This is a genomic window from Caballeronia sp. A2-2 (assembly GCF_057612605.2).
Map to the genome: position 1 here is coordinate 479,809 of NZ_CM173618.1, position 14,371 is coordinate 494,179.

General features: G+C 55.2%; 10 protein-coding genes and 1 pseudogene. 6 read left to right on the top strand and 5 right to left on the bottom strand.

Annotation, left to right across the window (positions count from 1 at the left end; translation table 11 throughout):
* The first annotated feature begins 21 nt into the window (after nt 1–21).
* On the top strand, nt 22–2,220 hold the full coding sequence (locus ACZCWR_RS25755) for a Mu transposase C-terminal domain-containing protein (protein WP_487305853.1): 2,199 nt from the start codon (nt 22–24) through the stop codon (nt 2,218–2,220).
* A complete protein-coding gene (locus tag ACZCWR_RS25760) occupies nt 2,204–3,835 on the top strand; it encodes an ATP-binding protein (RefSeq protein WP_487305854.1) in 1,632 nt (543 codons plus the stop codon). Before ACZCWR_RS25755 ends, ACZCWR_RS25760 begins: the two co-directional genes overlap by 17 nt.
* A 384-nt stretch (nt 3,836–4,219) precedes the next feature.
* Here the strand turns inward: ACZCWR_RS25760 and ACZCWR_RS25765 are convergent, their stop codons facing one another.
* Nucleotides 4,220–4,561: a helix-turn-helix domain-containing protein gene (locus ACZCWR_RS25765; RefSeq protein WP_487305855.1), complete on the bottom strand. Its 342-nt coding sequence runs from the start codon at nt 4,559–4,561 to the stop codon at nt 4,220–4,222.
* Between the two features lie 779 nt (nt 4,562–5,340).
* Here ACZCWR_RS25765 and ACZCWR_RS25770 point away from each other — a divergent pair.
* From ACZCWR_RS25770 to ACZCWR_RS25785, 4 genes are all read left to right on the top strand, one after another.
* Nucleotides 5,341–6,030 carry a hypothetical protein gene (locus tag ACZCWR_RS25770; RefSeq protein WP_487305856.1) on the top strand — a complete coding sequence of 230 codons (690 nt, stop codon included), beginning with the start codon at nt 5,341–5,343 and terminating at the stop codon, nt 6,028–6,030.
* Between the two features lie 212 nt (nt 6,031–6,242).
* A complete protein-coding gene (locus tag ACZCWR_RS25775; protein ID WP_487305857.1) occupies nt 6,243–6,785 on the top strand; it encodes a hypothetical protein in 543 nt (180 codons plus the stop codon).
* A 586-nt stretch (nt 6,786–7,371) separates the two neighbouring features.
* Nucleotides 7,372–8,469, top strand: a complete 1,098-nt coding sequence (locus ACZCWR_RS25780) for a hypothetical protein (protein WP_487305858.1) — start codon at nt 7,372–7,374, stop codon at nt 8,467–8,469.
* Nucleotides 8,470–8,717: 248 nt separating this feature from the next.
* Nucleotides 8,718–9,512, top strand: coding sequence for an H-NS family nucleoid-associated regulatory protein (locus tag ACZCWR_RS25785; RefSeq protein ID WP_487305859.1), 795 nt, complete (start codon nt 8,718–8,720; stop codon nt 9,510–9,512).
* 1,357 nt (nt 9,513–10,869) lie between these two features.
* Here ACZCWR_RS25785 and ACZCWR_RS25790 read toward each other — a convergent pair.
* From ACZCWR_RS25790 to ACZCWR_RS25805, 4 genes and pseudogenes are all read right to left on the bottom strand, one after another.
* A pseudogene (locus ACZCWR_RS25790) lies at nt 10,870–11,497 on the bottom strand (tyrosine-type recombinase/integrase).
* Between the two features lie 114 nt (nt 11,498–11,611).
* Nucleotides 11,612–11,881 carry a hypothetical protein gene (locus ACZCWR_RS25795; protein WP_487305860.1) on the bottom strand — a complete coding sequence of 90 codons (270 nt, stop codon included), beginning with the start codon at nt 11,879–11,881 and terminating at the stop codon, nt 11,612–11,614.
* A gap of 183 nt (nt 11,882–12,064) precedes the next feature.
* Nucleotides 12,065–12,832, bottom strand: a complete 768-nt coding sequence (locus ACZCWR_RS25800) for a hypothetical protein (protein ID WP_487305861.1) — start codon at nt 12,830–12,832, stop codon at nt 12,065–12,067.
* A gap of 54 nt (nt 12,833–12,886) precedes the next feature.
* Nucleotides 12,887–14,134, bottom strand: coding sequence for an MBL fold metallo-hydrolase (locus tag ACZCWR_RS25805; RefSeq protein WP_488876524.1), 1,248 nt, complete (start codon nt 14,132–14,134; stop codon nt 12,887–12,889).
* Nucleotides 14,135–14,371 lie beyond the last annotated feature (237 nt).

The following is a 14,371-nucleotide window of genomic DNA, read 5'->3' on the forward strand; positions in this document are numbered from 1 at the left end:
TACGCGATAGCCGTTATCACCATGTTGCTCAAGAACGATGTTTTCGATGCTGCTGATCAAACGCGTTATCGCGTTTTGACCATTGAGTCCGATGGTGCTCAGGGCTGGGTAATGCCCTTGAGCGGCGCAAGAGGATGGCCGCAGTACCGAAATTTCGGTGTTTTGACCGGCCATGCAAACGTCACGGCAATTCGTGGCTTTGGGAGCCCTCAGCGGCCGGACCTCGCCTTCTATTCAGAGACAGCGCGAAAGCGGGCGTTAAAAGCGTACGACGCTATCGAACCACTCATCAAAAATCCCCAGATTTTTGTGGCATCGGTCCGAGGATCGTTAGTGCAAGCGCGCGCTAAAGAAATTGGGATGTCGGAGACGACTCTTTATCGATACCTTCGCATGTACTGGCGCAACGGCCAAAGCAGAATTGCGCTTGCCCCCGAGTTCGATAAGATAGGTCGCTCAAGCGATAAGCTGACCGCGGGCCGTGGACGCCGACCGAAAGATGGCAAGTACCGCACATTCCAGATGACGCCAGACGATGTTAAGAACGTCGAGGTGTCCATCAAGAAATTCTACCTCGATGGGGAAATTTCGACGCTGGCGGGCGCGCATTTCCGGATGCGGGAAGAGCACTATTCATACGTTGATGGCAACGGAGTCAGGTTTCTGCGTCCCGACGGCGAATGCCCGTCGATACATCAGCTTCGACACATCGCTCGGAGCAAATTTACCCTGACCGAAATCCTCCGCAAGAAGCGCGGATCGAAGGAGTTTGATCGAGAACACGGCGCGCATCTTGGAAGTGCACTCGAAGAGGCGGTGGGTGTCGGTCATATCTATGAGATTGACGCGACTATCGCAGATGTATTCGTCGTGGCACGGGAAGACCGGTCTACGATTATTGGAAAGCCAACGCTCTATCTCATCTACGACCGCTGGAGCCGCCTTGTAGTGGGGTTCTACGTGGGTCTTGAAAACGCTTCGTGGACAGGCGCGATGCTCACGATTCTCAGCGTTGCGGCGGACAAGCGGGCGTTGTGTGCCCGGTACGGCGTGCCTTATGACCCGGAAGATTGGCCCGCCGATGCGACTTTCCCGGAGAAGTGGGTCGGCGACCGCGGAGAGATGAACAGCAGCAACAGCTATCGAATTTGCGACGGCATGCAATCTACTGTTGTCAATACGCAATCCCTGCTACCGCACCGGAAAGGCACTGTCGAATGCGGATTTAAGCTCCTTCATGCGTCGATCGCCGATGTGACCCCTGGCTACGAGCCGCCGATGAATGCAATCATGCGTCGGCAAAAGCGCTATTACCACGACGCGTCGCTCACCTTGGACGAATTCACCTCGATAATTATCAAGCACGTCATCGCACACAACCGAAAGGTCATGAAAGGTTACCGGCTTGAACCACGACACGTTCTGTCTGGTACGCCTGCCGTGCCGCTTGACCTCTGGAATGACGACGTCACTCGTCGTAGCGGCGCTCTCGCGCGTTATGACTACGATTTTCTCCGCCTGCAACTGCTGCCGAAAGACAAGGCGGCCGTTACGCAAGATGGCATCAGATTCAAAAAACTCGTTTTTGACTGCCCTTCCGCAGCCGAACTCGGTTGGTACGTCCAAGCGGGCCGCAGAGGGACCTTCAATGTCGACGTGTCGTTCGACCCGCGTTCGGCATCCGCCATCATCGTCTATAACCCATCCGATCGCAGACAGAGCTTTGAGTGCAAGCTCGCGCCGGCCAGCAAAGCGTTCGAGGGCTATTCCTTTGCTGAGGTCGAGTACATATTTAGACGCGCAGAGCAGAATAATTTTGCGAACAAAGCCACCGCCGACCAGGCAAAAGCCGAGCTGCGTCAGCACATCAGAAATCTGAGTGAGAACGCGGTCGCAGAACGCAAGGCGGCAAGCAAGGGCAAATCGCGCTCCGGAAGACGGGCGGACACTGCTTTCGCTCGCGCAGCTGAACTTGCGGCGCGTCGGCGCGAAGATGCCGCTATGCCGGTAATTCCCGAATCGCTTCCCCAAAACGTCATCCCTTTGCAAACGCAGATGACAACCGCAAACCGAGTGCCTTTTGACGGTGGCGAATCCCAGCCGACACCGGGGTTGGATCCAGGCGCCACTGCGAGTCCCACCGGGGGTAAAACGTCATCGCCTTTGCGCGACATGTTACGCCGCAAGGCTCAGGAGAAATTGAATGCACGCAATGAATAACAAGATTGTTGTTGAGGCACAGTACTCGCCCCAACGTATTCCACGCTATCGTGGAAACCCTCTCATTGAAGCGTTGCCTCCGTCTGTGGACGATGACACGCTTATCGATAGGCTGATGGTCGTCCCTGATTTTGACGAGCAGCAGCGAGAATGGGAAACGCACGAGCGACTTCAAATGGTTGCCGGTCTGTCTTCGTTTCTCCGACCGATGGAGCGGCATGTCCAGCTCGCACGTGCGTTCGACACTCTTATCCGTTCCGGCTATGTAGGGCGACGCCCTTCATCAGCGGAACACGTTCGCGTATTTCAACAGTTGTACGAGGCGATGCAGGCCGGTCGAGCCTTTAATGCCCCCTATCTGCCTCCTACCGAGGAGCAGCTGTCGTCGCGTGTCGTGGGGATGTCTGGTACGGGAAAGACGACGACGATACGTCGAATTTTTTCGTGGTATCCGCCAGTGATTTACCACGAGAAATGGCATTGCTACCAGATACCTTACCTGCACATTGAGGCTCCCCACGATGGCATGTCGACGAAGGGACTCGCTGCCTCGATACTGCGCAAAATCGACCAGCTCGTTCCGGATGCCGGGTACTTCGATATGCACGTCAACCGACGTGGCAACAGCGGAGAACTGCTTCTGAACCAGGCTGCTCGCGCCATGCATAACCATTTCGTCGGCGTGACCGTGGTCGACGAAATCCAAAATCTGAGCAATGCTGGTACGTCGAAGCAGACGCTGATGTCTGCCCTGGTCACAGGGTCGAACGAACTGGGCGTTCCGATGGTCTTTGTAGGTACCCATAAAGCGTCCGAACTTCTGGGGCTCGATTTCAGACAAGGCCGACGCAGCGCCGGACACGGTTTCCCCACATGGTCGACCTTTCAATCGAGCGGTGACCTCAATGAGCCCGGCGAATGGGAAGATTTTGTTACCGAATTGTTCGCGTATCAATGGAACAAGAAGCCCGTCACCCTAACTCAGGGCATGTCAAACACGATGCTGGCTTGCTCGCAGGGAGTGCCCGACATCGCCATCAAATTGTTTGCTTGTGCCCAATGGAGAGCGATGCTTGATCGCAGTGAGACATTTTCTAGCGCGACCATTACCTCCGTATTTGAAGCCGAGCTCGAGCCAGTGAAACGGATGCTGAACGCAATGCGCACTGGTGACGCGCAAACGCTGCGTAGATATCAAGACATCCCGCCTGTGCACTTGACATCGCTGCTGGATGACACGCTTGCCACCTTCGAGGGCACTCGCCAGCGTGGCGCCAGTGTGCGCCCGGGAGATGAAGCATTTGTTCCGGCAGTCGCAAGCGTTTTGCAGAAGGCTGGCATTGAAGACGACAGAGCGGTCTGGGCCGCAAAGAAGGTTGATTCTGCCGGCAAGGTCACTGGCATCGCTGCTGGCGCAGAGGCAGCGTTGGCGTTGACGAAGCCGCGCGCTATCACGAAAAGCAGCAAGAAGAAGCTTGACGAGCCACCCGTGACGCTTGCTCCAGACGACTACCGCCAGGCGATATTACGGGCAAAGGCTGACGGTAGCAGCGCGTTCAGTCATCTGGTGGCGATGGGAGCGGCGTGCCGACTGGATGAGGTCCTGGGCCTATGAAGCCGCGCGACAGCTGGCGGTCGAGCTTTATCAGCACCCGGAAGACAATTCGTGCAAGCTGCCGCACTTCACAAGTTACGGTTGGGCCGTCACGCGTCACGCGACTCGAGCGGGACGGCCAAGATCTGCCACGTTTCCCAATGATTTCTGGCCGGGTAACCCCATCAACATTCGACAGGCACAATCCACATCAACCTATCTTCATTGACTTGCGGCCCACATTTCAGGCTACCGAGCGGCACCGTCGCTCGTCGCCACACCCTCAACACGCGCCAAAGTAGGCCTGCGGATGCAGGGTACGAGTTGGGCGACATTGATCCCGGCTTAGGCATCTTGGCGAGCGTGAAGTGGCCACCCGGTGCTTACCGGGTGCCGATGTCTTTCTCAGAAGTTCAGCTCGTCGAGCTCGGCGGCACTCAAACCCCTTACGCGGGTTCTTCGTTCACGAGCGGCTTGCGCGAGTAATGCAGGGTCCTTTTGTTCAAAGAGACTCTCGAGCGTGGTCCCCGGCGCGATGGCTTCGAGGTAGCGCAAAATCTGACCCACCGCGAGCCCTGGATCTCCGTGCTCCAGCCGATAGATCGTGTTGCGCGACAATCCAGCCCTTGCGGCTGCCTCCGTTTGCTTGATACCGCGCGCCACGCGCAGGCGACTCAAAAGCTCGCCGAGCTGTCGACTTTGCTCGAGCAAGTGGGAGGGGAGGCTAGCTGCTTGGTCAACTTTCATGTTCGTAAAATCAGTCACAAAAGCGTTTATGCTCGATTTAACGAGCATTCATACGGTATTCTAGTGCAACCTAGGCCGACATTGCAAAACGCTTGTCGGATCGCTCAATGAGGGTCTATCCGCGCCGATCTCGAACCCGTCACGCGTATTCTGGATGCAATGCGTACGAGCGACACCCAAGTGTTGCGCGCATATGACAACGTACCACCGCTGTATTTGAGCTCACTTCTCGAGAGGACGACTCGCTAGCTTCGAGGGTTTTCGTCAACGTGCCACAAGCGTTCGACCATGAGATGGCGAGTTCATCCCCCCGTTGCTAGAGTTCTTCAGCAAGCAAACATCGACGACGAGCGAGCGGCATGGGCCGCAGAAAAAGTTGATACCGCTGGGAAGGTCACAGGAGTCGCGGCTGGAGCAGAAGCCGTGTTAGCGTTGATAAAGCCAGCTCACCCGCCCACAGCAAGAGGAGAGCGACCAAGTGCCTTCTAACGCTTGCCATCGACAACTTCCGTCTCGCGATTTTGCGAGCAAAAGCGAATGGTACGACTGCTTTCAGTCATCTGTTAAATCTGGTAACGATGGGGCGGCATGCCAGCACGACGACGTTTTCGGCCTCTGAGGCTGCATATCGCCTGTCTCAGTTGAATATCTTCGCAGCGCCAGGCGAGGCGCGCGAGCGTCGATCGCTGACAGGTTGGGCTTCGGTTCGAAAATGAGCGGAAAAGGCTAAAACGGATCCCTTACACGCCGAGCCCAACCACACTGCAAGGACACAGAAAATGACCCAAGCCATCAACCGAACTGCAAGTCGTCAACGTGACGACATTACTATTGTAGACAACATCGCGCTGTTCGACGAACTTGCAGCTTGTGCGGAGCATGCTGGTTTGACCGCATGCGCTGCAGTAGCCAAGGTTTTTCTCCCAAGAGAGTTGCAGCAAGCGATTTCAGAGACACATGTTTTGGCTTTTGCCGTTCCTTCCAATGAAGACATTGACTGGAAAGCACAAGCTGCGGACTTGCTTGTCCCGCATAACGAAATCGACTTCGAGCACCGCCAGGCAACATCCTTGTTTCTTCTTGGGAACGGCCCTATCGCGTTCGAGCCGAAGTACGGATTCCAACCTCTTTTCGGCTCCGATGGCTCACTCTTCGTTTTCTTCCTGCATCGAGCCGCCACCTATTTGGTCCGCTACAACTGGAGCGAGCGTTTTCTCAATACGTGGGAGGCACTGGAGATGTCGGCCGGAGAGAACTATCAACACGACGACGAAAGAGCGGCACGGAGCATCTTAGTCCTCGGGTCACCCGTCAGCGGAGCGGCCGATAATATCGCTATCGTACCGGCCGCATATTTCGAAATCGGAAGCGATGGACGGCTTGCCCAGTATTTCGCATCGGCACGTGCTCGGTCGGCACCCGACCTTTTCGCTGAGCAGTGTCCCGACGCGTGTTCTTGGAGCGATTAAGCGTCACCAGCGTACGACGCTCGGTCGTGCACGAAGTCCCCGCTGAACTATCACGCTTCTCTTCGCGACCGTCGCGCCTCGAGCTCGGCGGTCGTTTCTTGCGACTCAATGCCCGACGAATCGCTTACGCCAACCGCCATAGGTTGTTACGTCAGCGACGAAATCTCGCCGCTCACTACACACGAGTGCGCGTCAAAGAATGGACAGCATCAATGCAATCACATCAGCGAATCAGCGGTAACGCCATTCATCCAGCCGATCTGGAAAGCGGCATTACGACGACCAATGTCGTCGAGCTTATTCGAGCGACTGGCGACACAGGAATGCGACGAACGTTTTCTATTGCGGCGAAAGACCTGCCGGTTGGCGTGTGTCAGCAGTACGACAGCCCGCCCTGTGTCGCCGTTCTTGCAGAGCTTGCCGACATCGCAAACATGTCTAAAGATTTTGAAATCAGGTGCTACGGCCCCCCGGAACAGCCGAACCGGAATGTTCTAATCCTTTTGGGAAACTCGTCAATCGCGATGGACGTGGACTCGCTCGAAGTCAACCTGCTCTCTCGGCAATGCTTTTCGGTCCTCTTCGTGCATGCAGTCGGGTGGACGATCGCTCGGTTCGACGTCACGGACGGTGACCGGCAGCGACTGCTTGCAGCCTTTTTCGGAACGTTTGGGGACATCGACTGCACTTCCTTCAGTCAGTCGGAGTCAATGCTTCCAAAAAATGTCCGATTCGGCTCGCTTGAGGTTGATTGAATCCTATTTTATGCGTCGGGCGGCTTACCGTCTAAGCCGAGAGGCAATACCGCACGATCTCGGCCTGAACACGCTCTTTGCAACAGAGCGGGACCACCCGATTGGCGGCAGTGGCGCTCCAGGTCGGAATACGACGACCGTTGCATCGCCCATCTCGCCCGCTTGGTTCCGAAACGCGGCATGTCACCGAAACAGTCTAAGCGGTACCGCGAGCGGAGGAGCGCACCGCCCGGGTGGCTGTACGCGTGTTGGCAGAGACTGTCGTCGAGCGTCTGAATTTGTGCGCGCTCGGTCTGAGACGGCGGCTGAACCGACCGATCTTGGACATGGGACGCCGCGCAATCAGGCGGCAAAAAGGCTAGACAATGGCTTAGTCGGTTCAGTCGGTGTTTGGCTGCCACGGCTCCTTTCGCGATAGATTCGCTTGCCATCTGAATTGAAACTGTCTGGACTTTAACGGCGTCTTTTGATCGCTCGACTGCGCAGTCATCGGCCTAATTTTCTTTTGACAAGGCATACGGCATCCGGCTGCAGCCATTTTAGATGAGGGCGGTCGCTATACGTTCCACAATCAAGGAGCGAAAGCATGTGGCTGCATTCGATTGAACGCAAGGACGGGCGACTAGAGGGAAAAGTCATTCACAGCGACGGCGACATAAGTTGGGTTGACGCATCGTCGTTATGGCAATTGCAAATGCCAGAGTCTGGTAAGTCTAAGCTTAGGCTTACGACGAATCTTGACGATTGGCAGGCCTCGGACTCAACCGAATATTTAGCCTTATCGGGCACGCAATACCACCTGCGGGATGACTCTCATGAAATCTACGTCACTCGCCATTTAGGCTTGCGCCTGCTGATTCCTGCTTTAGTTTTAACGAGGGCGCTCTTTATGCCGAATGCTATCTTTTTCAATCATCTTTATCGTCCGTCAAGCCTCGACCAACTTGTCGCGCCGGTATTGCAGGCAACAGGCCTTGTTTGCGCACCGTTACATCGTGACTTTAGGCGCCGCATAGGGGCGGCAGCGTCTGGACCAACGCGTGTGCAGTGGATGTACTGTTTTCCATCGGCACGTGAGGCGTTTGCTTCCGTCTACGCGAACGCTCTGCGTAGAGCGATTCGCCTTGCACTGCCGAAGCTGGTCGGAGATGCAGTGCTCACTGGTACGCTTCATGGGAGGGTTTTTGTCGCCTCAGCGATGTCTCTGCATCGCTTGGAACCGAACGAACACGCTTTCTCGTGGGCGGGCGAACAACCGACTCAATTCATCCTTCCGTCTGCCGATCGCTCCGGCACGCAACTAAATCCCGTGTTGAAGAAATCCGAGCTCATTGAAGGACCAAATGGCTGGCGCCTCGCAGACTCCGAATGGTTGCGATTGAACCACATCATCCGCGCCAACCCCGCAGACGGCCCAAACGACAACCGAGCGATAGTCGATGCGATACTCATCAAACTTGCAACGGGCATGGGATGGCGCAGCGCGAACGGAATGGTAGAGGGTGCAACTAGAGTCAGCTCCTTTTACCAAAATCTTCGACGATCTGGTCGATGGGAGGATTTCGAAGCCGCGCTACTCTGTTTGCGACAAGGAAAAAAGCTACCCCCCTTGAGGCCGCGCCAAGACGCTGTGCTGTTCCCGCATAATCCAAGAATAAGGTTGCGTCCACGCAAGACGCTTTAGTCTGACCTCTGGTGCTTTCCGTACTGAAGCGACATCCTTACGAGGCAGCCGCGTCCACGGCAGAGCATATGTAATGGCCTGTTCTTAAATTCGTTTGATGATGATTGACGGCTAACGTGCCGCACGTTCAACCTAAGCACGTCCGTCGAGCAAGGTGTTGACGTTTAATTCGACTGCAACTTTCTAGCAATAGCTAGTATGAATGTGGCATAGTCGCATCATTGAATCTACTCAAACGGAGAAGAGCTATGGCGACTCTTGGGGCGTTGCGCGAGAAAATTGCAAAACTAGAAGCGCAGGCTGAGGCGCTTGCGAAGAAGGAGTCTGCGAGCGTCGTCAAGAAGATTCATGAATTGATGAATACGCATGGGCTCACTATCGCCGACATCAGCCACGGGACCGGGTCGGCGGCCAATAGTCAAAATAAAGACACAAAGTCAGATTCGGGCAGCAAATCAGGGCCTCCTCCCAAGTATCGTGATCCAAAATCGGGTTCTACTTGGAGTGGTTTCGGTCGGGTCCCGGGCTGGATCGCGAACGCAAAGAGCCGCGATGCTTATTTGATTGTTGCCGGTGGGGCCAGTGCGTCAGCTGCCGCAAAGGCTTCGACAAAACCCGGCAACTATCTGAGGGGACCGCAACCTGCAAAGTACCGAGATCCAAAATCCGGGGCTGAGTGGAGCGGCCGCGGTAAGGCCCCAGGGTGGCTCGCCAGCGCGAAGGATCGAACGAAATTTTTGATTGAGGGTGCGGCCGATGCATCAGCTTCAGGGATAGAACAAACGGCCTCAAAAACTTCCTCTGGAAAGCCGACCGCGAAAAAGCCTGCCATGAAAAAAACGTCTGCCAAGAAAAGTGCGAGCAAACGCGAACCCGTTGCACAGTCCGTTGGGAAAGAGTCGGCAGCTGGGATTGCTTCAAAGAAGACGCCCGCTAAGAAAGCCGCCTCGAAGAAAGCACCGGCGAAGTCAGGCGATACGCCAAGTACGGGCGCCGATTCTTTGCAGTCAAATGATTCCAGCGACGCAACGTCAGCAAGCTGACTTTAATCTTCAGCTGATGGTAGTGGAGTCGCATCGATAAAACGTTTATCGACGGCTCCCTCACCAAGTGTCTGGATCGAAGAAGTGACCCAATCTTGACCTAAAGAATGGGTCATTTTTTTGTCGATCGTGCGAGTGACTGCATATTGCAGTTGGAACCGAAACGGATTGCTGCCTGCTGTTCCCTAACCGACGACCTTGCGGACACCGAGAACTTCCATAGAATTCAACCCAGGCACTGGAAATACTTTACGTACTGCGCAGAAGAACGTGGCAGAAACGGAAGGGTGAAGAGATGAACTATCTCGCTTCACGCGCACAAAGCGCCGACCTGACTCGCTCGTTGCGGCCCGCGGCGTCTGGTGCTCGCTCTTAATCGGGCCAACAGCGACTTTCCGAAAAATTTCGACGTATATCCCAAAACGCATCGGTTACCAAAAAGCCATCGAGAGTTTGTTGAAACCAGCCGGCCTGAATGGGCGGCAAAAGCCCCGACACTGTCGGCCAAGACAATTTGGGAGGCGACGTCGCCCCATCCGTCCTGAGGCTTCGAACCTTCTTCACCATCGCTATTTATGCAGTCACGGCGGCAAGTGCCAGGCGCGTTTGACCAGATGCATGGTGGCGAGGCGCAGCGATCGCAGAGGCATCCGGGTGGGGCTGCATTCGTTGTCGGTGTGTTCCGAGCCCATTAGGACAAGCTCAATAGGTAAGCCGTGCTATCAAGTTGATGTCAGGCAAGCTTGCAAAAAAAAGCAAACATCCATTCCAGTATTGCTAATCGCCGCCCGCTTATCCCATTACTACACTTTGCTCGCATCGCAGGCTTGATGCCGTCGGTGGAGCGCACCGCAAAACCTCATCGATCTGAGATTTGCGCATCTTCCGTTCACCCGGCAATCCATTCCTTAGCTTCCGCGCGTTTCTTCTTGATGTAGGTGAGAACGTCTACCTCCTGCACAAACCAATCGTTGTCGCCGTGCGTGCCGCGTCAGTCGATATGCAGACATTGACCGGAGGGGTGCTAGCCGCGAGGTCACCTCCGTGTGCAAAGCTCGGCTCGACATTGGAAAAAATCCGGTCTACTCCGCTAAATTGCATATCGACGGTGTGTTGGTCCACGAGGCGGATGCCTTTTATATCGTCGAAACGACACTTTGAACGTTTATTTGCCACGAAAACAACGCACAAACAAGGCCCTGAGAGAATCGATTCGGTGACGCGGTTCGCCCGCTTCAGCCATCTGACAGGTAACCGAACACCCGCTTACTGAGTCCAACGGCTTCTCGAATGACAATGCAATGCATCGAACGAAGGGCTGCACGTGGCCGCGAAGGGAACGCTCGCCGTCCACCGGTTAACAAACTTCAGTTTGCTCGGTCATCTCAAGTGCGTCGTCTACCTCCATCCCAAGGTATCGCACCGTGCTCTCAATTTTTGTATGCCCCAGCAGCAATTGCACGCCACGCCGATTCTTGGTGCGTCGATAGATCAACGAGGCTTTCGCCCGTCACATGGTGTGCATACCATACGCGCTGTTTTCGAGTCCGATCGATGCGATCTAACAATGAATGACGCGCGCATACCGCTGCGTCGAGACGTGCGCCGAAGCATGCGGCCGACTTGGAAACAAATAATCGGCCGGGCTTCAACCCCCGCGCCGAGATCTAGGCAGAAAGACTTTGATGTGTCTGCTCCGACTTCAAATTGCACCGGTCTAGGCGTTTTGTGCTGCATGAAAGTCGTGCGGGCGATGACATGCCCTCCCATGTAGACGTCCTGCACCTGCAGTCGAGTCAGATCGCACGTCCGAAGCTTGCTGTCGATCGCAAGGTTGAACAGCCCAACTCACGAGTGTTGGACGACATCTGAAGCCTCGTCCGAATCGCCCAGATCTCACGGAGCTTCAATGGCGGCTTCTGACCGGTCAGCCTTCCGTTGTTCCAATGCACCCGGCGCGTGTCCGACGAACTAGTCGTTTCCATGACAATTTCCTCTTCGATGAACGAAGATTGGATTTTGCGCCCTAGAAAACTGTTCGCTGTTCGATTCTCAATGGTCCTACGGGACGTCGAGGCATAAATGGCTCTTCTCAACGTTCAGCGGACGTCCATTAGGCGCAGTTTGCTGACGGGTGATCGGCCAAACCAGCCGTCGCCACACTGAATTCCCCAACACATCGAACTGTCGGTTGGAGGCTTTGCACGACCCGCATAAAGACCGGGAAACTCGTCGTATAAGGCTTGTGTCAATGTCTCGTTCATGTCGATGGCGAATGCGATTAATCTGGCGCGTTGTGCTGTATTTTCGATCCGTGACAGGCACGACAGGCAGGCTAAGGTGGTGCCGGGGCCGGCCGCATCGGTCATGCAATGAATCACGATGCCTCCATAAAGCATTGGCGACCAACGTGCTCGAACATTTGCCAACCCGGTTCGACATTCCTGACCAGCGACATCGTGGATCGCAACGGGCGTAAGCACAAACACATGGAACACTCGGACCGCGCAACATCGACCGCCTCGGCTCGAGACGCGAGAATGCTTGTGCCATCAGCACTCAAGTACGAATTCGAACGTGCCTGGAGCGGGCTCTTTGAAGCCCACGGTATGGAAGCCTTTGCTGCGTGCGATCGACACGCTTGCACTTTCTTTGCCATTCCCTCGGCTCGGCCAAATGATCAGTCGCAGCGGAGTCATTTCGATCTTAGTCGCGGAGATACCCGAAGCCGCAGCGAGAAATTCAGCGACGGCGTCGGGTTGCTCCACCATCCGCTGCGTGATTTCCTCAAGTTGCTCGATCACCCGCTTCAGAGTGCGCGTTGCTTTGAGTTCAACGAAAACCGGAAAATACTGCGATCCTTTCCGTCCTAAGGCAATGACATCGGCGCGAATTTCATCTAGACGGAATTCGTCGGAAAGGAAGATCAATTCGTCGAAAAGAGCTGTGCAGCCCAGCACGGATGCGAGTTTGCCCGGTTGGGTGAGGGCGCAATGGATCAGACTAGCCTGTACGCGATGTTCGCGTTTTCCGTTGCCCGGAGGACCGACGCGTTGGCTCGCGACCTTCGCTTGGACGAGCACAGCGTCGAGTGACGAATTACTGCCGATCGCCCGGTTATCAACGTAGAGACTTCCGCATGGGTTGTCGAGATGAATCGAGACGAGCCGGAAGCCGTTGCCTCCAATACGAACATAGCAATGACGTTCGGCGAGTTCGACGAGCCGCTCCTGATGCTGATGGCGTTGACGTGCAAAAGCTGTCATGTTGTTCAGGTGACGAAGCCAATTCGGTTCTTTATCATGAATACTGATGTCCATTGTGTTCCCTAATCCTTTTGAATAAATAACGTGTAGGAAGATCTCTTGCCTCGCTCAGACGCGCCACCATTCGCCGTCGGCATGCGCCTCGACATTGGCGAATAGATCGGGATACAAGTCAGGGCGGAAGCTATGAATAGGCACGACGTGTTTCGCATCGATGGCTTGGACGAAGGTCTTCAGATCTCGGGGCGATGCGTGGCCGGACGTATGAATGCAAGTTCTCGGAATGCCATGAGATTCTAGCCACGCCCGCAAGTAATCGTACATGCCTCGGTCCCAGTAGCCTTCCCACTGCGAATAGACGTAGTGCGCTCCGGCAAGGCAACGTGCGCGCTCAAGATCGTTGCGATGAAGCGGCCTGAAAAGAAGAGCGTAGCGATCAGGAGCGCCGCTCAGATCGCGTTCGAACACGCGGTTGTTCGAATGTTTGGAAAGTAGATCGAAGAGGAAATTTTTCTTGATGTGTAGCCGCTGCGTGTGCGGTACATATAACGCCACGCTGTCCCAATGGGATTGAGGAAGGTTGGTGTTTCCGGTCGCCTCCAGAACGGCAGCAGAATAAAGGTCGATGACCAGTGTCCGGCCGGTCCGCTTCGCAGCGCGATAAATGGAGACGATTCGATCGACATTCTGAGCGGAAGTGTGGACGAGGGCTAGCCCGTGCGTCTGGTGAAGCGCATCGGCAAATTGTGTCTCCACATCGCTCTCGGTCGGGAATGTCCCGTTGGCGTCTAGCCTGCTCAACGATGAGCCTTCGACCAGAAGTGCATCTATGTCACGCGGCGCATCTGCAACCATCCTTTCGAACAAAGCGGACTTCCGTCCGTGACCTCTGAAGTCTCCGCTATAAAAAAGCCTTTTTCCTCCGGATTCGATAAGCAGCGCATGCGCGTCGTAAGCAGAATGATCGACCAAATACGGTGTGACACGGAACGGCCCTACATCGAAGCTTTTTCCCGAGCGGTAGTCCCAACCTGCATTGGGCAATGGCCATTCTCCCGGTACGAAATCGGAAGCCGCGCGCAATACCCGTCGGGCCGATGCCCCAAGGCCGACCTTGACCGCAGGGGAGACGTGGGCCAGCAAGCCGTAGTGATCGAGGTGAGGATGAGAGATCAAGATCCCGAGCAGGGATGGATCGCTTCCGTCAAGGCCTCTCACGGGCGGCAGGAATTGCGGGGTATTGAACTCCGCGTCCAGAGGCAGCCCAAGGTCGAGCAGGATGCGTTGACCGGACTGCTCCACCTCAATGCAACTGCCCCCGATCTCTTTACTGCCCCGATGTATGCACGCTCGCATTTTCTTATCCGAATTGATCTAACAAAAGGATTTGCAACCCTTCATAGATTCGAATTCAGCGGATTTGAATTTACATTTTCGATCATTATATTAGTTTATTGGAAAGCGTTTCCGGATAGTTATTACCACGGCGCGGCATGTTTGGCTATCTAGGCTCGAAATACCGATCGCTGCTTTTGCCCCGCCGCCCATCATCTCCCGGAGCGAATCTTTCCGTATGCTTGCTAATCCACATAC